The organism is Pirellulales bacterium, assembly GCA_036490175.1.
Classification (GTDB): domain Bacteria; phylum Planctomycetota; class Planctomycetia; order Pirellulales; family JACPPG01; genus JACPPG01.
In genome coordinates, this window is the sequence record DASXEJ010000355.1 from 1 (window position 1) to 21,431 (window position 21,431).

13 protein-coding genes are annotated in these 21,431 nt (G+C 62.2%); all 13 read right to left on the reverse strand.

Going from position 1 to position 21,431, the window contains the following annotated elements:
• Positions 1-106: 106 nt before the first annotated feature.
• Positions 107-2,188: a hypothetical protein gene (locus tag VGG64_26820; protein HEY1603246.1), complete on the reverse strand. Its 2,082-nt coding sequence runs from the start codon at positions 2,186-2,188 to the stop codon at positions 107-109.
• A gap of 352 nt (positions 2,189-2,540) precedes the next feature.
• A complete protein-coding gene (locus VGG64_26825; GenBank protein HEY1603247.1) occupies positions 2,541-2,858 on the reverse strand; it encodes a hypothetical protein in 318 nt (105 codons plus the stop codon).
• A gap of 48 nt (positions 2,859-2,906) precedes the next feature.
• Positions 2,907-4,979, reverse strand: coding sequence for a PDZ domain-containing protein (locus VGG64_26830; GenBank protein HEY1603248.1), 2,073 nt, complete (start codon positions 4,977-4,979; stop codon positions 2,907-2,909).
• 92 nt (positions 4,980-5,071) lie between these two features.
• Positions 5,072-6,115 carry a trypsin-like peptidase domain-containing protein gene (locus tag VGG64_26835; protein HEY1603249.1) on the reverse strand — a complete coding sequence of 348 codons (1,044 nt, stop codon included), beginning with the start codon at positions 6,113-6,115 and terminating at the stop codon, positions 5,072-5,074.
• A 1-nt stretch (position 6,116) separates the two neighbouring features.
• Positions 6,117-7,976 (reverse strand): trypsin-like peptidase domain-containing protein, encoded by a 1,860-nt coding sequence (locus tag VGG64_26840; GenBank protein ID HEY1603250.1) that lies wholly within the window; start codon positions 7,974-7,976, stop codon positions 6,117-6,119.
• Positions 7,973-9,175, reverse strand: coding sequence for an NPCBM/NEW2 domain-containing protein (locus tag VGG64_26845; protein HEY1603251.1), 1,203 nt, complete (start codon positions 9,173-9,175; stop codon positions 7,973-7,975). The genes VGG64_26840 and VGG64_26845 overlap by 4 nt, the downstream gene beginning before the upstream one ends.
• A 113-nt stretch (positions 9,176-9,288) precedes the next feature.
• Positions 9,289-10,344 carry a hypothetical protein gene (locus VGG64_26850; GenBank protein HEY1603252.1) on the reverse strand — a complete coding sequence of 352 codons (1,056 nt, stop codon included), beginning with the start codon at positions 10,342-10,344 and terminating at the stop codon, positions 9,289-9,291.
• A complete protein-coding gene (locus VGG64_26855; protein ID HEY1603253.1) occupies positions 10,341-12,269 on the reverse strand; it encodes a hypothetical protein in 1,929 nt (642 codons plus the stop codon). Before VGG64_26855 ends, VGG64_26850 begins: the two co-directional genes overlap by 4 nt.
• The gene (locus tag VGG64_26860) at positions 12,266-14,530 is read right to left on the reverse strand and encodes a hypothetical protein (GenBank protein HEY1603254.1); all 2,265 of its coding nucleotides are present in this window, start codon (positions 14,528-14,530) and stop codon (positions 12,266-12,268) included. The genes VGG64_26855 and VGG64_26860 overlap by 4 nt, the downstream gene beginning before the upstream one ends.
• Before the next feature lie 126 nt (positions 14,531-14,656).
• A complete protein-coding gene (locus VGG64_26865; GenBank protein ID HEY1603255.1) occupies positions 14,657-17,098 on the reverse strand; it encodes a vWA domain-containing protein in 2,442 nt (813 codons plus the stop codon).
• The gene (locus tag VGG64_26870) at positions 17,098-19,302 is read right to left on the reverse strand and encodes a BatA domain-containing protein (protein HEY1603256.1); all 2,205 of its coding nucleotides are present in this window, start codon (positions 19,300-19,302) and stop codon (positions 17,098-17,100) included. The genes VGG64_26865 and VGG64_26870 overlap by 1 nt, the downstream gene beginning before the upstream one ends.
• A 56-nt stretch (positions 19,303-19,358) precedes the next feature.
• Positions 19,359-20,264, reverse strand: a complete 906-nt coding sequence (locus VGG64_26875; GenBank protein HEY1603257.1) for a DUF58 domain-containing protein — start codon at positions 20,262-20,264, stop codon at positions 19,359-19,361.
• Positions 20,230-21,285: a MoxR family ATPase gene (locus VGG64_26880; GenBank protein HEY1603258.1), complete on the reverse strand. Its 1,056-nt coding sequence runs from the start codon at positions 21,283-21,285 to the stop codon at positions 20,230-20,232. Before VGG64_26880 ends, VGG64_26875 begins: the two co-directional genes overlap by 35 nt.
• Between the last annotated feature and the right edge of the window lie 146 nt (positions 21,286-21,431).

Here is a 21,431-nt window from a genome sequence, read left to right on the forward strand (position 1 = left end):
AAAAAAAGATCCGGGGATAGCCAAGTCGAACCTGGCCATCCCCGGATTTGAAGCACTCGTTGCCGACGCCTGGTATTCGGTGACGGTCGCTCTGAGAATCACAGAGCTATTTCTTTGCCCGACGACGCGACACGATCGGCAGCAGGAATAGACCTGCGGCCAGCAACAGCCACGTTGATGGTTCCGGCGTCACATACAGCGCTTGGCCGTTGGCCAGTGCTGCACCCGAAGCCGAAAACGTGCCACTGGGCAATGTCAATGCGATCGCCGAGCTGGTCGATGATCCCGTGGGGACCAGCGTCCCGTACACCGCGCCACCTGCCAATGAACCCAACGTCACCGGACCGCTGCCACCGAACGCAGGGTTGTTCGCGAATCCACGTTGCAACAACGACTGTAGAGCCTCGTTGATCGCCATTTGGGGATTTGCAAACGAGTTGGCCGTCAGGTTGAGATAGAGCAGGGCGTCGTAGCCGGCGAAGGCTGGCCCGAGCACCGCGGCGCTGGTATCGAACAGAGCGCCCGCCGCACTTGCCAACGGGACACCATTGATGTCGGTCGCCGGCAAGCTGCCGTAAAGGGCCGCTGACGTAAGGCTCGACAAGCCGTAGATTTCCGCACCCACCGTCGGCAGGTTGGGAATGAACGGCGTCAGCGGATTGCTACCCAAAAACGGGTTGGCATCCTGCGAACCGAGCGTGGTCGGGGTGTTCGCAGCGCCGATGGCCGACACGCTTCCCGAGTTCGAGCCCAGGATGAAGCGACCACCACCGCCGGCGTTGCCACCGGTGCCACCCGAGACGTCCACACTGGCCGATCCACCGATCGTGGTGCCAATCAGGGCGATGGTACCACCGGCACCACCACCACCAACGCCGCCCGTGCCGCCGTTGCCGCCCGTGCCGCCGTTGCCGCCCGTACCGCCGGCGCCGCCTGGTTGCCCAGCGCCGCCGCCATTAGACGCAGTGCCACCAGCGCCTCCCGTGCCGCCGGCTTGGGCCGAACCGCCGCCCGTGCCGGCTGCGCCCGACGCGCCCGCGGCAGCATTGCCGCCCACTGCGGAGATGGTGTTGTTAAGGTTAATCGAACCGAGGGCGTTAATCTCGATGGCGCCACCGCCATTTCCGCCGGCTCCGCCAGTTCCACCGATTCCACCGCTGCCACCAATGGCGCCTTGGCCGCCGCCACCGCCGCCACCACCACCGCCACCGGTACCGAGGAAGCTCTGGCCACCGCCGCCGCCGCCGCCAGCACTACCGCTGGCGCCACCGCCGCCGCCGCCGCCACCACCACCGCCACCGCCGGAGCCACCGCCACCACCGCCTGTCAGGGCAATCGCGTTACCTCCGGTGTTGCTTCCGCCGCCACCGCCTGAACCACCACCAGCAGTCGCGGCGCTGCCGCCGCCGTTTCCTGTCGTGCCGACGTGGCCAGCGCTCGCGCTGCCGCCAACGGCCTGACCACCGCCGCCGGCGCCCCCTACGGTGCCGCCGGTCCCTATGCCACCTGATCCTGTTCCGGTGCCTGCGCCGCCGGCCGCACCCGCACCACCGCCACCAAGGACCGCCGCACCACCGGCCGATCCGACTGCGCCGTTGCCACCACCGCTCCCGACACTGCCGGCCACGCTCGACGAGCCTGTCGCGCCCGCAGAGCCCGCTGTTACAACGCTGCCACTCTTACCGCCGGCGCCCCCCTTCGGGCTAGTGCCACCGCCGTTGTTCGGTGTGCTCGTACTCGAATTTGGACCAGCAGTGCCATTGATCGAGCCGCCGGCGCCACCACCGGCGCCACCGCTGCCGGCTGATCCGCCGGATGCACCGCCGCCAGCGCCCGAACCGCCACCGAGCGTACCGGGCGTAATGCTGATCGTCGCGCCGGTCGCGATGTTGACGTTGTTTCCAACGTTGAACTGCGTGCCGTTTGACCCAATCGCTGTGAGCGTGTCGGTCGACAGCAAATCGAGATCACCGTATACGGTGTAGTTGGCAATGCCGCCAACCGTACCTGAATAGGTAACGGTGACACCGTTGATCGTGGAACTGGCCGATCCATTGATCAGCCCGTTTGTGGTGTCGAGTGTGATGGTCGCAGCGCGCGACCCTTGCGGCAAACTGAATGTGAGCATGCTCGCGCACGCTGCCGCAGTGCCCAAGCGGGCAAAGTATCTACGTATGTTCCGACTCATTAGCGGCTCCCTTTCTGCTGATGCCGATTGTTACCCGTCAGCAAACTCTGGATGCGGAATCTCGATTTTTTGGAGCAACCCAACGCGAAATATCGCGCGTCATCCGACACTAACGGTGTTTCTAACCGTTTGTCGGTAGGGGGTACCCCCCATTTGCTTTATAAACATGCCCGAGTCTAGGGACCGGCAAAATCTTCGTCAACGAATAAATCGGCCTAACTGGGAATTCTCGGAAACGACCCAGTCGTCATCGTGAGACTGGGAAATCTAGGATTTCTGGCCAGACTCTGGGCCTGAGTTTCGGATGGGTCTTGCACGATACGGCTCTCAGAGCTTGAGCCGGTCGGCAAGCCTACCGCGGCGGCCCGACGACGCCCTTCAATCGGGGTCGAAGGATGGCCACGCCCGCCAGGAATACTAACGCCAGCACGATCAGCTGAGGTCGGCGGGCAACCAGAAAGATACCCACCACGACCGCGACCAGGATCCAGCGGCTGAGCGGCCGCGAAACCTCGGGCAGGGCCAGCCACAATACGGCCAAAATAGCCCCCACCCTCAGGCACCCGGCAGCTGCATTCTGCCACGAACTATCGTTGGCGGATTTGCTGAGGAATACTCCTCCCGCGATGAGCAGAACCAGTGCCAGGATGCCGACGGTAGGACGATGCATGGGGTGAAGGGCGACGGTTGTAGCGTTCCAGTATCGACACGTCGCAGCCTAGATCTTATCCAGTGAATCGATCCACCGCAGCAGCTGGGCGAACTCGTCGGGGTTCAGATAGCGGGCCGTTTCTCCTTCGTCAACGACCGTGACGGCGTATTTCATCTTGCGCAATTGCTCGATGCCGGCCGTGATCTGTTCGGCGAAGTTCGCTTTCTTGGCCGTGGTCGTGAAGATCGTCAAACGATAGGGAGGATCGTTCTCGGGAAAGCGCCCCAGGATCGGCGCATCGACCGCGGCTACGCCGCGCGCCAGGTCGCGATCCGCCGCCGCGACGATAAACGCCAGCGAGCCACCGGCCTGATGACCGTGCAAGACAACCCGAGTGGGGTCGATGTTGTAATGGCCGCGCGTCTGGCCGATCGCCTTGGTGATGAATGCAACCTCGGGCGGAGTCCAGCGCGCGGGATCGGCCGACCGCGGCGCCAGCAAGATCAGGTTCAGCTTGTCGCAGGGCTCCTTCCAACGTGCCAGCAACTCGTCGTCCTTTGTCCCGCCGGGCGGGTGAAGCCAAACGACCAGGCCATACGGAATCCGCGGGTCGTAACCATCTGGGACATAAGACAGCGCGTCGTTTTTGAACTCGGGCACCTTGATGACGAACTGTCCCGTCTGCGGACGATCGCCAGCCGCCGCAGGGGGCGCGGCCGGTGGGGCGGCAGCCGCGGCATCGGCCGCGCGATCCGGGGGCAAGGCGGCCGGCACCGCGTCCGGCTCGGTCGAGGGCTTCAACTCGAGGGCAAGAGTTTCTGCACCGCGGCGCGCCTCGAGCTTGGCCGGTACGCCGATTTCCAGTCCGCTGACGCGCTCGATTAATTCGTCGCGCTGGGCCACGGCGTGCCCATCGATCGACAGAACGACGTCGCCGGCCTGCAATCCCGCCTGCGCCGCGGCGCTATCGGGATAAACGTAACGCACGCCGACGCCGGGCACGGACGTGCCATCGCGCAAGGGAAGTAGACCCAGGAAGGGGCGCCGATAAGGTTCCAGCGTGTCTACGAGCGCGACATCGCGCTCGATGCGCTCCTCGCCCCGCAACACCACGATGTGCAAGGTGTCGCCCGCATAGTGCCGGTTGGTATGCTCGCGCAGTTGTGCCAGCCGCTCGATCGGTCGACCGTTGATTTCGATGATCTTGTCGCCCGCCTTGAGACCAGCCTTGTAGGCAGGCGAATTGGGACGGCAGGCGACAATTACCGGGGGCTTGGTGTAAATATCGCGACCGTTGAGGCTCACGCCCATGATGCCGGCCTTCAGATCCGCTCCCTGCATCAGCTTTGGCAGGACGCTGTTTACATGCGCCAGCGGTACGGCGAACCCGATGCCCGAGTCGTACCATTCGACGCCGGCCGTGTTTTCGTTGCTGTCTGGCGACAGTGGAACCAGCACGCCCAACACGCGTCCCTGAATATCGACCAACGGGCCGCCATAGTTATTGGGCGAAATCTTGGCGTCGGTTTGGATGGCCTTACCCCAGATCCGGTTCAGACCGCTGACGATGCCCACCGAAATGTTCGGTTGCGGGGCGTCGAACGTGCGACCCAGGGCGATGGCCCATTGCCCCACGCGCATCTCGCTCTCTGACGCCGCCTCGGGCACCGGAAGCTTCTCCTCGACATTGATTTTCAGCAGCACCAACATCCGCTGATGATCAGTAGCAACAAGCCGCGCGGGCGTGCGCGTACCGTCGGCCAACCCAACGAGGATCGAACTCGGCCGCGAGGCGAAATTGAACTCGCTCGAAATGATGAAGCCGTCGGGCGATACGATCAAGCCGGTGGTAGGACCGGAGCCGACCAATACTTTGCCGATTCGTTCCAGACCGCCAACAGTTTCGATCTTTACGATCGACGGAGCGACGCGTTCGACTGCCGCTTGAATGGCTTGCTGCTCGAGCTGGGCCAAATCCTCCTGACCGTAAACCGGAGCCGAAAATACGGCCAGGCCAACTGACAATGCCATCAACCAAGCGGCGCGAACGATCGACGGCCGGTTGGCAATTGCCAAAACGCAGACATCGGAATAGCCACAGAGGGCGCTGAGATCCCCGAGTGATTCGTTGATACTCATCCTCTCGCAGTTCCTTGTCCTCATATTCGCGCGTTCTTGGTGTTGTCTGTGTGCTCGGTGGCAACTCGAGTGCTTATTATCGGATATGCACGCTAGTCGGTCGGGGCAGAGAGCGTGACTTCGACCAGTTCCTGGCCACGAATGATTGTCAGTTTTACCTTGTCGATGCGATCGATGTACGACAGCTCCGTGGCCAGCGCCTTACACGATTGGACCAGCCGGCCGTTGACGAACAACACCATGTCATCGGGCCGTAGGTCGGCGCTGGCGGCGGGCGACGACGCACGGATCGCGTCAACGAACGGCGGCGTGCGCTCTAAGACATCGGGAATCAACACCAGCCCGAGCAATTCGGCCGAGAGCGACTTCTCAGGCTTGCGGTTCAAATCGTCGGCCGGCTTGCGGACGAATTTGCCGAGTCGAATTTCGTCGATGGTCGAGGACATTTGATCCACGGGGATCGCGTAGTTCAGCCAGGTGTTGGAGAGGGCATTGCGCAGCTCTTTGCCCAACATGCCGAGCAGCCGCCCCTGATAGTCTGTCAACGCGCCGCCGGCCGCGCCGGGATTATTGGTCATGGCGTCCAGAATGTAGACCGGCCCCTTGTACGGCGTATCAAACACTCCGCGACGGGCTTCGAGCTGGGTTTTCGCCGCGACATGGCCGTGCTGCACGCTGACGGGCTCGTTGCCCGTAGCCACGCCGAACAGATTGCTGAAGGCCAGCACTCGGGTGCCCGTCGCTGCGGCTGCGGCGGCCGGCAGGTCGAAGTGAGCAAGTTCGATCGCGTCGATCTTCAGCACCGCCAATTCCAGGCGTGGATCAGCTCCCAACAATTCGGCTTTGAATTTCCTGCCATCATCCAAGGTGACGCCGATCTGATCCGTGTCGAGCACATAGCTCCAGACGGTCAGAATATGTCCCTCGGCTGAGATCAGTATGCCGCTCTGATAGGCTTCGAGACCTTGGAAGCCTCCGGCGCCGTAGATCTTGACGATCTTGGGCTGGGTCTGGGTAATCGCCTCGGTGAGGCCGGCCGCCACCGTGTCGCGCGCGGCGAGACCCATGGCCAGACAGCTTGTCAGAGCCAACAGCCGCAGCGCCGTGGCTGTGTTAGACCGTACACGAGGGGGCATATTATTTGGCCTCCCCGTGGTCGAGTCTTACCTCAGATAATTTGAACGCTGCGAATACCGCGTCGCCGTAGCGGCACTCGATCTGCCGCGGAAAGACACGTCCCTCGATCTCGGCGTAGTCGCTGAAGTGCAACTCGCAGGGGTCGTCCCCGGCGACGCGATACATCTCCAGTGCGGAAAGATTGCCTGTTTTGGGATCAAAAACAAAGCGGCAGTCTACTCCTCCGTAGGTTCCCTCCAAGGCATCGCACAGCCCCTGGCTGGGCGACGAAGCCTGGTCATGATCTTGACCCAGTAGCATGATGGCGCGGCGATCAACGAGGTCCTGCGTTCCCAACGCGGGGACGGTACCCAGATACGAAATCTCGCCGAATCGCTCCGGCCCCAGGATGAGCAAGCGCCGCCACAAGCTGAGCGCGGCCAACATGCCGCCGCTGCCGGGAGGTTCGGCGAGCATGGTCAAATCTTCGCCAATCGCGACCTGCAATCCGGTGGCGACCGTGCCAGGCATGATGCAAACGGCTGCATTGTCGGTTAGCCGCAATTCCGCATCACCGCCGCCTGGCAGTTCCCCTTTCAAAACCCAAGCGCCGTTCATTTCGTGAAAGTCGCCACGCGACACGCAACGATTCCAGGTGCGCGCCCGTTCAACCTTGTTGAAGAAATAGTTGGCATAACCGCGGCGCGCCTCGAAGACGGCCTTGACCTCGGGCGGCATCGGCGCCGAGTGCGCCACATGCGGCGCCGATTGATCAGGCTGATCGTCGGGCTGGTCGCCGTCGGGCATGGGCTGCCGTTCGCGCCGTTCGGGCTTCTCCTGATCCGGGCGGCGCGGACCCGGCTCTGACGGCACACGGCCCTGGACTTTCGATAGTAACTCCTCGGGGTTGTGCAGCCCGGCCAATCTTACGGCAACGTCGAACGTTTTTCCCTCGTGCCGATAGGTGAGCGCGACGCGCCAATCTTTGGGAAAGATTCCCAGCACATTCTTGAAGGCGTTCACCGTGCTGACGGCGCGCCCGCCAAAGCGCACAACTTCGTCCCCTTGCCGCAAACCACGGCGGAAAGCGTCGCTGTCGTCCAGTATGTCGGAAACCGCGATGCGCGCGTCCTGACGCGTGGTGACGCGGGCCCCCAGCGTCGCATGATCGACGACGCGACCGGCCTTCAAATGACCGAGAAAGTTTTTAATCTGGTTGATCGAGATCGCATACCCCACGCCTACATTCACGCGCCCCCGCTTCTCGAAGCTGCCGCGTCCGTTGATGCCGATCAAGCGGCCCTGGCTATCGAAAAGCGGACCGCCCGAATTGCCAGGGTTGATCGAGGCATCCGTTTGCAGGCAATCGGTATACTCGAGCAGCGTACCGGCCGGATATTGATAGCGGTGGACTCCCGAGATGATGCCATAGCTGACCGACGGAGTGAAATCGGTGGCGAGCAAGAACGGGTTGCCGATCGCAAAAGCCCAGTCCCCGACCTGCACCTGATCGCTATCTCCTAATTCGGCGTGCGGAAAATCGTCGCGCCCCAGCAGCTTCAGCAGTGCCACATCACCGACGGGATCGATGCCGACGATGACCGCGTCGTACATGCGTCCGTCGGCCATGCCGCACTTCATGGCATCCCCGGACCCTTTGGTGACGTGGAAATTCGAGAGGGCGTAACCATCGTGCGAAATCACGACCCCCGACCCGCCCCCTTGGCCTCCGGCGGCAAAGATCGCCAGCGCGGCCTCAGAAGCGCGGGCCACGATCAACACGCGGTCGGCCTCGGCCTTGAGCACGGCCTCGTCGGCGGCGGCGCGCACTACGCCCGGCAAGGCAAGCAAGAGCAAACACAAGCTGCTGGCGGTTTTCATTTCAACATCCTGGCTTCGCACAGATCCAGCCAATCGCCTACGTCCATGTCGTCGCCAAAGTCCACGAGGAACTTTAAGCGGTTGATTCCTGTAATATCAAGCTCCACAGGCCGCGGAGCGTCCTTGCCTGAGAGCGTCTGCTCAAACAGTGTGCGCTCGTCGCCAAGAATCACCAATCGCAAGTTGCCGCCCGGACGCAGCCGATCATCGATGCCCAGCACCGCCCGAAAAAGATGAAACTTTTCGGGCAGCCGGTACGAGATCTCGGTGCGGCTGTGCAGGGTCAACCCCTTGGCGTAGTCCTTGCCGCCAACCCGCAACGGCCCGCCGTCGGGCGAGCGGTCGGCCCGCGCGCGAAAGAACTCGGCAGCGGCCAGTGACACGTTGGCGTCGCCCAGGTAAGGAGTCCAATGGGACGACTCGGGCTCCAGGTCGCCAAGATACTTCACGTTGCTCGGCGAAAAGTCGATACGTGCGAGACCTGCCAGCGGCCGCGCGAGAGTTACTCCCCCGGTGGTACGCAGGCGCAACATATCGCCGTCCAGTTCCAGCGACTCGGCCCGCAAGCGCGAGCCGGCCGCGTCCGTGACGACGCCGTGCGAAATCCCAGCCGCGGGTCGGCCGGAATCGTTGTAAAGCAATCCATCGACTTTGGATCGTTTGACGCGCAACGTATCACCGTCGAGTTCAAATTTCACGATGTCGTCGGCAACGTCGCGCAGCATGCCACTGAGAAAATCGAGCGCGTCGTTTTTGCGGACCACGAGCGAATCGGTGCTGCGATCCGATTTGACGATTTCGGCCCATTGATCGGCCAGTGGTCCGGCATGCTCGCGGAAGCGCACGTTGTCGATCGCGCGCGTGGGAATCTCGATGTTGCCTCCGCCGACGAGCGCCAGTCGCGCCTGGGAATCGCTGGCGGTATACGTTTTGGCAAGCAGCAGCGACCCATCGGCCAGGGTCACCCAGGCCGCGGGCTGTTCTGCCGCCGGGGCGCCTGGCGCCGCGGGAGCCGACATGGAGAAACTCATTCCGGCCAACTGCTTCGTCGCGAACTCGCGCGGACCTTCGGCCGTTTCCAATACCACGCTCTCGTTGGCCAGCCGGACCAATTGACCGGCGACCGAGTCTCCGTCGAGCGTTTGCACCTGGGCCGAGGGCGTCGCCGCCAGCAGCGCGGTGAGTATCAGTAGTCCCATGCAAACTACCTCTTCTGTGCCATCCTTGGTCTCAGGCAATCGGCGGTCGAACCGTGTGGATTACGGGGGGCCGACCGAGCCGTTCCATCCCCGAACAATGCGCTTTAGCTATTCTACCGGTCAGCTTCGTCCTCGGTCGCCAACTTTCGGAAATACTGCTCAATAATGTCTCGATAATGCGACGGAAAATCCTTGCCAATCTGCTGTAGGGCCTCCTCGCGCTCCTTGGCAGGCAGGTCACCCCAGCCGGCCGTCTTGCCGAGGTTGCGACGGTCGACCTCGCCTGGCCCATGAGCCCCCGCGATCCGACTGTCGGGCATGGGCTGCGACGGCGGAGGGGCGCCGCCGGCGCCGCTTTGTTGTTGCTGCTGTTGCTGTTGCTGCTCCATCTTTTCGATCATCTTATCGAGCGAGGCGATGACGTCGTCCTCTTCCTTGCGCACCTTTTCGCCGGCGCGTCCCAGGTCAAGCCGACGGCGGATATCGTCCATTCGTCGCGCGATGTGATCGAGCGAATCGTCTTCCAACGACTTCAGATCCTCCTTCATCAAGCCGGCCACCGTGACATAGCGCGGCGGACCCTCCACGACTTCGCTGAGCAGGCGGTCGATCGTTTTCAGTCCGTCCGCCTTGTTGAGCAGCTGATGATGGGCCACGCTTTGAAAGAACAGCAGCGTCGCGGGGTCGACCACGTCGGCCGGTTCGAGCCCGGCTAATTGCTCCAGCGATTCGTCGTATAACCGCTGCTGCGACAACCAGCGTCCGTAGTACAACCGCAAGTTATTGCGGACGAACGCTGGCGTTTCTTTGTCAGCGAGCCATTCCTGTGCCGCCAGCGGCTTCGGATCGCGCGGCTTACCGCACAGGTTGCACAGCGACTTGGCGCGTGGGTCGACCAGGCAGAAAGTCGCCGCCAGGCGATCCAAGCTGGTGGCGGTCGCGTAGGGGCCCGCGTCCGCTTGCCAAATCTCGGCCGCCGCGGATTTGACGTCCGTATCGGTCTGCCGCTGGTCGAGCCAGGCCAGGACGCGCTCGCGCACTTCGGTGAGCGGCGGCGCCTTGAGCACTGGAACGTTGGCCAATGCGTCGGGCTGCGAGCCACGCGCCGGCGAGGATGCAGATAGCGCCAGCACGAGGGCACACAACGTAATGACGATGGGAGCGTTCATCGGTTTTTCCCCGTGACGATGTCGCGCGTTACGCGGAACACGCTTTCCTCACGCTCGGCCAGGCGTTGCAATTGGTCCAACAGCTCGGGCTTGTCGGCCTGCCCAACGTCTCCTTCAACCAGACGCGCCAATCGTTTGGTGCGCATGTTGATGCGCATTTGCAGAGAACGGATCATCTTCAACTCGGCCAATTGATCGATCAGCGGCGGATCAGGCTGCTCCCCTTCGGCAGGGGGTTGCTGTTGCTGCTGCTTCTGTTTCTCCATGTCTTGTTGCGCTTTTTGAAGCGCCTCGATCATCTCTTCCAACGCCGCGATCACGTCCTCTTCGATCCCTTGGGTGATGTCGCCCACGTCCGACTGGCCCAATCGCGCGACGATCTGGTCCATGTCCTCGCGCATCTGTTCGACCGCTTCGGGAAAGGCCACGGCGGACCCCTCTTCGCGAAGCACCGTCAGGGCACTTTCGGCTTCGAGCACGATTTGCGACTCTCTGCGGCTCAGGCGGCCGGCCTCGATCTCGTCATCGCGATCGCGCTCGGCCGACGGCGTGCGATCGACCCGCTTGGTTCCTTCGTAAACCTCGATCTGGGCTTGCAGCATCTTGCGGAAGCGGGCTTCGAGCATGGCCAGCATGCGCTCGAGCTCTTCCTCGCGCAATTGACGCAGGATCTCTTCCAACTCGGCCTTCGCCTGCTCTAGCTCGCGGATGGCGGCCTCTTGCTCTTCGGCGGCTCCCTCGCGCTGGGCCTTTTCCAGTTTTTGTCGGGCGGTATCCATCTTCTCTTGCGCGGCCTGCACGCGCTTGCGCGCCGAGTCGGCCGATTTCTGCTGCGGACTCTGATCCTGTTGGTCCTCGTCCGACTGTTCCCCTTGATTCTGCCCCTGCTGTTGTTCGCCCTGTTGTTTTTGGTCGTTTGGCTTGCCCGACTTGCCTTGCGCTTCGGATGGTTTTTGTTCGTCCGCGCCTTTCTTCTTTTCGTCATTCGCGGACTTGTCATCCGCTTGTTTATCGTCTGGCTTCTTGCCGGACTTGTCTTCGTTGGATTTGTCGCGGTCCGATTTCTTGTCGTCGGGATTGCCCTGTTTCGCGGGTTTCTGGTCGTCGCCTTTGCCAGGAGAGGATTGGCCCTCGCCCTCGGGTTTACTTGACTGGGAATCGTCTTGTTTGTCGGACTGTTTATCCGATGGTTTGTCGGTACCGTTTTGGTCGTTCTTTTTTTGCTGTTTTTGATTTTCGCTGCCGGCATCGCCCTCGGAGTCCGCGGGCTTATTGCCTTCTTGCGGTTTCATGTCCTCGGCCAGCTTGGCCGTGTCCTCGGCGACTTTGCCCTGGCCGCGGGCGAGGTCCTGTAGATCGCCGTTGCCCGAGGTCTGTCCCTGCAATTGCCGCTCTTTATTGATCAGCTCGGTGACGCGGCGGATCTGTTCTTTGACGCGCGCGCGTTCGTCTTTCAAACCCTTGTCGCGTTCCTCGGACATGAGCAGTTCGAGCAACTCGGCCAGGTCCTTGTTGACATCGTTCTGGCCGCTCAGTGCGACCGAGAGCCGATCCTGCGTGAGCAATTCGACCAGCTTGTCCAGCTGCAGGCCGATCAACTGGTGCTTGCTTTCGGCCACGGCCTTGCGCAATAGCGCGGCCCGCTTCGGATCCGAGGGTGCGGTAAGCTCCGCCATGCGCAGCAGCACTTCCTCGAAGCGCTTGTACTTTTCCGAAAGCTCACCCTGCTGGCGGGCTAGATCCGCCGCCGAACCGGCGTCCGGGGCCGTGGACTCTGCCGCATCCCCCGTTGCCGCGGGCGCGTCCGCGGCCCGTGCCGCTGGCATGCTGGCGGCCGGCGACCAGAAGACAATGGCGAGCAGCGCGGGAACGATGCTCAGGACCCAAGAGGTCCGGGCGGTTTTTGCCGAAATTCGGGCCCTCATGGCGAGTCCTCCAACAAGTCGCGCACCTTGCGCTTCTGCCGCTCGCGAATTTGATCCTGCAACGTCTTTTCCGACGTGATGATCGATCGCAACATTTCGATCGCTTCGTTAAAGCTCTCTAGCTCGAGCATTTTATCCCGCACGCGCACCATTTCGACCAGGATCGCATCGGCCTGTTCCACGGCCGCACGGCGGGCCGCCGGCGCGGACTGCGGATCGTGCAATTGGCCCAGTAGGGCCTTCAGGCGGCGATCCCACTCGGGGAACATCTTTTCGGTGATCCCCTTCAGCGGCTCGGCGATATGATCTTTCAGGCGGATTTTCAACTCTTCGGTATCGACCCGATTGTTGATCAACTCCTCGCGGATCTCGTCGAATGCCACGGCGACGCCGAGCGTTTCCTGGGCATTCTTCTCGGCGTTTTGTCGAGCCCGTTCGACGCGCAAATGAGCCAGCGAGGGGGCATCCGCGTCGGCCGAGTCCGAGCTTTTTGTAGCGTCGTTGCCCTTGGCTTGATCGTCGGCCGACGGCGACGCGGGAGATGTCTCGGCCTGATCCGCCGGCAACTCGGCCAGCGAATTGCGGGTCTCCGTCACCTCGTCGATGATTGTTTCGTAGCGCTGACGCAGGTTCAGCTCACGCGACTCCAACATGGCACGCAACGTCTCGGGCGTGACGACATCAAGCTGGAAGCGCTCGCCGAGGGCCGTATGCGGATGATCCCCGTCGACAAGATGGTAGCCGTCGGTGGCCTGGGCTCCGAACAAAACCTTCTGGCCGGCCTTTAGCGCCAGCTCGCGCACTTCGAACGCTTCATCGACGTCAACTTCGTTTTGACCCGCCGGCGCCGTGGCAAAGGCAGGGTGCTGGGCCTCTTGCTCGTCGATCGTGACATTGAACGCGGCCGCCGCCACTCCATAATCGTCGACGATCTGCCCCACCAGGGGTAGCCGCGCTTGGGGCGTGATGGCCGTGCCGATGCCGCGTAATTGCAGCGATATCTGCGGGGACTCGTCCGCCACGGCCGAGAGCGATACCACGAACGGTTTGCGGTTGTGAATGCCGTCCGTGTCGAACAGCGTGAAAGCCAACGTCGCATCCCCCGCGAGTTCCGGCATGGTAAAGCGAATCGTGCGCAGGTCGTCACCGGCGCTGGGCAGCAGCACCGTCTCTGTGTGCAACGTTTTGTCGTCGATCGGATAATCGATCTGCGCGCGAATCAAATCCTTGTTGGCCCTGGCCCGCACGGTGATCCGCGTTCCCAAGGGAATTTGCATCGATCCGGTCACCGGAATTTCGTGCGGGCTGCGATTCATATACGCCGGGTACTCGCAGAGCAGCGTCGTTTCATCCACCGTGGGGCTGTCGACGACGCGAATGCGCAAATCGCGCACGCGGGCGTCGCCGCCGAAGACGTCGAACGAAAGCGAGGAGAGCACACTGCTGAAAGTATGACGAAAATCCTGGTATTCGTCTTGGTCAATCGTCGCATTGCCGACGCGGGTCAGCGTGTCGCGTCCGCGGACACCTTCTTCGGTCGCATAGCGGATTTGCACGATCTCCGGCACATGAGGCATCGACAGGTCGGCGCGCACCAGTACGTCGACGTCGTCCCCTTTGGCCACCACCTTCTCGCCATTCTCGAAGCCGACTATGACCAAGCGCGACGTGCGCGGCCAGGGGTCGTCGGTCGCTCCGGTCAAACGATCGACCCCGAAGCGCATCGTGGCCGGCACCGCCAATGCACCGACGGCCAACGTCGCGACGAGCACGGCCGCCGCCACAACCGAGCGAACCAGCGGGGTACGCCGGAAAATATCGTCCAGCCGCACGCCATGAGCGCGGTGGGCGGCCTGCTCGAGCGTATGGGATAGCATCTCGCGTCCGAATTCCCCCAGGTCGCGATCGGACTGTGTCAGGTCGACCGACGTCAGCAGGCTGTCGTCGAAGGCGCGAAACCGGCGTTCGAGAAGCAACGCCAGGCGGGTGTCAGAAAGGGACGTCGCCAGCCGCAAGATCACCAATCGATAGAAAACCACCACGGTCGCGATTGCGCCCAGGCCCAGCAGGCCGCGCCGCCAGGCGACCGGCGGCTCGAAGAACCAGTCCACTGCCAGGCTGAGCCAGAACGTGGCGCAGAGAGTAGCGATTGTCGCGGCCAAACCTTCGACCACGATATAGCGACGAATTCGCTGTCGCAGCTGCGCCAGAAGCGAGCTGACATGCGGTTCGAGCCGTGGTCGTTCTTCTGCGATGGCCATCGATCTGGTTCTTGCCCGTGCCTGAAGCAGCGTGCGCTTATGGTGCTAAATGCTAGTGGATCGTGCGTTTAACTAAGGCGTTCACGGCGGACTTGCCGTCGTGCGTGACCCGTGTGTGACAATCGCTCATGCCAACTTTACCAACCTGCGAATCAACCATTCGCTGCAAAACAGTGAACATACCGTGCCCATTACCCACCAGTTGTCCCACAGGCGAACGGGTGTATCGAGGACAATCGTCGAGCGGCTTTGATCGCGCAGCTGTTTGACCAAGGGCCCTTCGTCCGTGCCGTTGCCGAATGCGGCGTCCAAGCCGACAAAATAGCTCCCGCCGGTTTTGTTGGCGATTTCGTTCAAAAGCGTGTCGTTGCGTTGCGGTTTCTCCCTTTCCAGGTCGGGCACTTTGACCTGAATACGGCGCGAGAGACGCTCGTCGGCCGATGCCGGTACTGCCAGCTCCAGCCGATAAACCCCTTCCTTTCGGACGGTGAATTGCCCGGCAAAGTTCCCTGGTCGCGCCGGATCGGCCAACAGCGTGACGTTTTGCTGCGTAGTATCTGGCAGATAGACCTGCAGAGTCGCTTGCGGCGCCACCAGCGGTTCGAACTGCGCGCCGTTGAGTTGCGCACGAACGGCCACGGTATTACCCAGCACGTAGCGATCACGTTCTACCAGCAGCACGCCGCGGTTGGATCCGCGCAGTAGTCGGCCTTGCGAGACGAAGCGGATGAGCTTCGTATAAAATCGCTCGAAGTACGCCTCATTCTGGCTACGCAGGCGCCACATCTCGCCGCTGCCCAGATAAAACACGCGGCCGGCTCCAAAAAACTGGCCCGCCAGATAAACAGGCTGCTGGTCTCCCTCGCGCGCGCGGGGATCGGAAAAGCGGCCATATACCGTGGCGGCCGGCTTGGGCCCCTTTACCGAGTAGTAGCCGTACACTCCTTTGAATTCGGACCAGGCCCTGGCACTGGCGGCTGCTGACTCGTCGATCCACAGGAACTCGGCGTCGGTGCCATCGCGGGTAAACTCGATCGGCCAGGGCTCTTTCGAGCCGTAGCGCCCATCGTCGAGGATCGAAAAGCGGCGATTGAACTCGACGGGATACAACGCCCGTATCTTGGCCAGCGATGCATCCTGCGCGAGAGAATCGCTGTAGATCGGGCCGGCCACGACAACCAGGCCCCCCGCCTGATCGGCGATCCAGCGCTCGAGCGCATCGATTTGATCCGACGACAGTGTTCGCCAGTTGGGGTCGAAGGCGATGATGCAGTCGTATTCGTACAGTTTTTCGCGCGTGGCGGGGAACTCGTCGAGAATTTCATGCGCATCCTGCGACATGCCTTCCTCGCCGGTTTCCAGCAGGACGTCGACGATCATGTCCTTGTCCCGGCGGAGTTGATTGCGCAGGAACTGGTATTCGCGTGTGGGGCCACCGGCGAAAAGCAGAATCTTGGTTTTGCGGTCGACGATTTCGATGTCGACTTCTTGTTGATTGTCCCCCGCATAGGCATCCTTGGGCGGAGGTACGACACGCAATAGAAGCGTCTTGCGCCCCATGCTGTCGGGCACCAACTCGAACGGCACCGGCACGACTTCGCCGTCTCCGCCGAGGGTCACCTGCGTTGCCTCGATCTTGCCCCCTTTCTCTCCGCCGGGTCGGGAGCCCGCCGCGGCCTCGTTCGACAGCAGTTCGACGGTGACGCTCTGCCCGGCCATACCCTGCGATTGCAGATAGCCGGTGGCGGTGTACTTGTCGCCCGGATAGGCACGCGCCGGCACCACGAAGTCGCTGACGCGAACGTTGACATTCTGCCGGTCCGATCCGATGCCCACTGTGAAGACAGGAATTCCCGCTTCACGCGCAGTAGCCAACACCGACTGGGGCTCGATACCCGCGTTCTGCTGACCATCGGAAAACAAGATGACGCCCGAGACAGGCTCGCTGCGCTCTTCATTCAGGATTTGCCTCAGCGCCTGACCGAGCCGGGTTTCCACGCCGCGGGGAGCCAGTGATGCGTCCCACGATAATTCGGTGGCGCGCCGGGGTGCGGTCGTCCCCTCGTCCGTCGTGGGCTCTTTCGGCGGCAGCTTTTCCAGCGTCGTTACCCGCACCAGGTCCTGGTCGAAATGTGTGACCACGACATCATGTTTGCGTCGCAAGTCATCCAGAAAGCGCGACTGGGCCAGTGCCGACTGTACCTGTTGCGCCCGGCTCGGTTCGGCCGGTATTGGCGAGGCATCGGCATCGTGCAAACCCATGCTCAGGCTGGTGTCGATCATCAGCACGGCGCGGGAATTGGCCACGACTTCACGTTCGTTCCGCCATTGCGGTTGCAGGTATACGACCAGCAACACGGCCAAGGCGGCCACGCGGAGCGCCGTCAGCAAAGTGGCGACCGCCCGGCTCAGTTCGACGCTGTCCCGGCGATACATGTAAACGGTGAAGGCAACAATTGCGGCGAAGCCCACAAGCGGCAGCAGCCAGCCCGACTCGGACTCGACGCGACCCCATTCAAATGTGGTGCGCATTCCGCCCGCGGCAATTAGCCAAGGAGTATTCGACATCAAGTCGTCCTCCCCTTGGCTTTGGGGTGGTAGCTGGCCGAATAGGCCAGCATCTGCTCGCCCACCAGGATGCCCACCAGCACGTACAACAGCCAATCGCTCAGGTTCGAACCGGCCAACTCGTGGGCCGTTACCTGGAAGTCGTCGGCCGCGCGATACTCGTAGCGCACCCCGGGCAGCCGGGCCGCCAGATGGTCGCGGTCGACGACGGCCAAATCTCCTTCGTCCGGCTCGATGTTGAAGGCAAAGCGCCGACTTTCCTCTTGGTTGTCCGTCGTCGAGAGCTGTACTTCGTAGACGCCGCTGGTCGAGGTATCCGGCAGCGAAGCGCTCAGGCCCGCGCCGGTCATAGCCGCGTCGACAGTCACGGGTGTTGCGTCGCCGTTGCTGGGAGGTAAAAAGCGCACCTGCGGTTGATAGCGGGCCGCATCCAGATTGAGTGCGATCGGCGTCCCCACCAGACGCGATTCTTGTCGCGCTTCGCCGGCGGCCAAATACGATTGCAGTTCCAACAACGCCACGACATAGCTCGGGTTGCGGCCCCAGTTATTCCACACTGGCGCCGCGGTGGTCAGCATCGCTACCACCCGTCCTTTGCCGAGTTTATGCTCGATCGCGAGCGGGTCACCATTGCGCAACCGCGCGATCACTTGTGTACCCGAGTCGGCTGCCGGAGCCCATCCCTTGGGAACTGAAAAATAGCGCTCGACCGTTACGCCGGCCAGATAGCTGTTTCGCTCTCCGGCGAAGATTCGCAGTGCGCCGTGATCGAGCGGTTCGATGTCCGCCCCTTTCTCCAGCCGATCGAGCAACAGTTGCGTTTCGCGCAGCAGGGGCGCCGGAAACAGCCCCTGGCCCTCGCGGTACAGCCGATCGTTGTAAAACTTCGGCTGCGCGTGCTCGCCGAGGAAGAACATCACGCCGCCGCCCGCCTTGACATAATTCTCGAGCGCCGTGACAGCTGGAGGATCCAGCCGATCGACGTCGGTCAGATAGATCGCCTGGAACTTGTCCAGCGAGTGCTTGTTCAAAAAGTCGGGCCGCTCGACCTGCGGCTGCAAGCCGGTCCGCACCGTTCCGCCGGGATAGAAAACCGTATTGAGGAAGCGGGCATTTTTGGCAGTCTGGTCGCCGTCGACGATCAGAATAGGAACGGCTACTGGCAAATCGACGAGGCAATAGCGAACGTTGTCCGCCACCACCGCGTCGCTCGGTAGCTTGGCCGTTACCTGGTGTACTCCGGCGGTAGCGAAGAACACCTCGAAGCGGCGGGTCTCACTTTGACCGGCCCCGATCTGGTCGATCGTAATAGCCGGACGTTCGTGGCCGTCTTCGGCCAGCAGCACGGGTACGTTCTCGACCGGCTCGCTACCAAAATTACGGAGCGTGACTTCGACGGCCACCGGCACGCCCGCGGCTTGCGTGCCGCCCAAAGGAGCAAGCGATGTAATCGCCAAATTGGGTCGCGCCGTGTCGACGCAGTTGATCATGTACAACTGGGCGATCGACGGTGAAAGCCGCGCGAGGCTAGCGGCCACGGCATCGGGCTCTTGCCAATCGCGGGCGCGGAAATCCGAAACGACGTACATCACCGTCTCTTCGCCGCCGGTTTCCGCCAAGGTCTGCTCGACGGCCGCGAGCGCGGGCTCCAATCCCACGGCCTGCTGCGAGGCCTCGATAGGACGCAACTTGCTATCGAGTTGCTCTTCGAAGCTGGTATCGACGCGCTCTTGCAAGAAATCAAACTGCGTGCCGCCGTTGATGCCGGCCTTGCTCAAGCGCAAGACGGTGAACGTCTGCGGCGTGGCCTGCCGCGCGGCCTGCGCCGCCAACCGCCCGACCAGGCGCTTGGCCTCTTCGAAGGCGCTGGTGCTGGCCCAACGGTCGGACATCGAGAAGCTGTCGTCGAGCAATACGACGTGATGGGTTTTCACCTCGCCGAACATCCGTCCCCATTGGTTCTTCAACAGCGGCTGCGCCAAGATCAGCACGACGGCCGCCACGATCGCCAATCGCAATAACAGCAGCAGCAGCTCTTTGAGCTTGATCCAAGTGCTGCTTTTCTTGCGGCTGGCGAGCAGGAATTCCATCGCCGCCCACTGCACGCGGCGCTGCCGCACGAGATTGATCATGTGGATCAATATCGGTACGGCGAGGATCAGCAATCCCCACAGTAGACCTTGATTTACGAATGAGGACGCCATGCTTCGGTCAATCGCGAGGGGGGAGACTTTTTCCGCAGGTTCCGCAGTGCAGGGGGTTAGTTACGATGGTGCATGCCCAGCCGGCTGCTCAGGTACGTTGCCAGAGCCACGTCCAGAGGATGGCTGGTGCGGATCAACGCATAGTCGACGACGTGCTGCGCGCAGCCGCGTCGCAATTCGTCGAGATAGGTGTGCAGCGCCGCCAGGTAGCCTTCGCGCAAGGCCCGCGGATTGCACGTCAGGTGTTCGGGCAGCTCCAAGCCGTCGAAGCGGGTGGGGCCATTGAAATCGAAATCCAGCTCGTCGTCGTCCATCACGTGAAATACCAGCACGTCGTGTCCGCGCTGCTTGAGCAGTCGCAAGCCCTTGAAGAGGCCCGGCCGGTCGACCAGTAGATCCGAGATCAGCACGATCATGCCGCGACGCGGAGACCTTTCGACCACGTCGCGAAGAATCCGGTACAAATCGGTCTTTTCCTCCGGCGCGCTGACGTCCAGTGCCTGAATGATCGATTGCAGGTGCGTGCGCTTGCTGCGCGGCGGCACAGCCACGCGCGTGGTCTGATCGAACGACACGCAACCGACCGAGTCCTGTTGGCGCAACAGCAGATAAGCCAGGCTGGCCGCGATTGTGCAGCCGTAGGCGTACTTGTTCAAGGGGCCTGTGCCGTACTGCATGCTGCCCGATACGTCGACCAGCAGCGTGCAGCGAAGGTTGGTCTCTTCTTCATACTGCTTGACGTAATAGCGGTCCTGCTTGGCCCACACCTTCCAGTCGATATGCCGCGGATCATCTCCGCGCGTGTACTCGCGGTGCTGCAGGAACTCGATCGATTGACCGAAGTAGGGGCTGCGGTGAATGCCGGACAAGAATCCTTCGACGATGTGCCGGGCGCGCATCTCGAGGTGCGCAATCCGTCCGACCGTCTCAGGATGCAAAAATCTTTTGGAATCGGACGTCATTGGTCAACTCGTCTTCTTTCGTGGGGGTCGCTTCGAGCAGTCGGTCGATCACGTCATCGGTGGTTATGCCCTCGCTCTCGGCGGCAAAATTCACCACCAGCCGGTGTCGCAGCACAGGCTTGGCGAGCGCTTGGATATCGTCCGTCGTGACATACGTGCGGCCACGCAACAGGGCGCGGGCCTTGCCCCCCAGCACCAAGAATTGCACAGCCCGGGGTCCAGCGCCCCAGTTCAACTGGTCCTGGATGAACTCCGGCGACCCCACCTCGTGGACGCGCGTCTGACGCACCAGCGACAAGCAATAGCGGATGACGTGGTCCGAAACGGGCACCTCGCGCACCAACCGTTGCAGGGCCAGGATTTCGTCGGCCGTGAGCACCGGGATCACGTGGTCGACCATCGTGGCCGTGGTCCGGCGGGCGATCTCGAATTCCTCGTCGAACGAGGGATACTTTACGAACACCTTGAACATGAAGCGGTCCTGCTGCGCTTCGGGCAGCGGATACGTCCCTTCTTGCTCGATCGGATTTTGCGTGGCCAGCACGAAGAACGGGTCGGGCAGCCGATGGCGCACCCGGCCGGCCGTGATCTGGCGTTCCTGCATCGCTTCGAGCAATGCCGCCTGCGTTTTGGGCGGCGTGCGATTGATTTCGTCGGCCAGGATGATGTTGCCGAACAGCGGGCCCTGCAAGAAACGGAATTCGCGCGCGCCCGTCGAGCGGTTCTCTTCCAGGATCTCGGTGCCGGTGATGTCGGCCGGCATCAAGTCCGGTGTGAATTGGATGCGGCTGAACGACAGGTTGAGCGTGCGGCTAAGCGTGCTGATCAGCAACGTCTTGGCGAGCCCCGGCACACCTTCCAGCAGACAATGCCCGCGGCTGAAGAGCGAGATCAGGAGTTCCTCAATGACCTCGTGCTGACCGACGATCACTTCGGATAGCTGCTGGAGGATCTTTTCTCGCGCCAGGCCGAGCTGGCGAATCGCCGACGACTCGTTCAGGCTGTTGTTCTCCGCGGTCATGCACGACTCCCGGTGTTCTAGTTGCAGCTCGACCATGATCGGCCGGGCCATGATGTCAAAAAGGGCGGCGGTCGTTGCGCGACGTCTTGCCGGCGGTCCGCTGTGGTGCTGGTTCTGGGTGTTGATGGTCAGGGGGCGAAGTGATT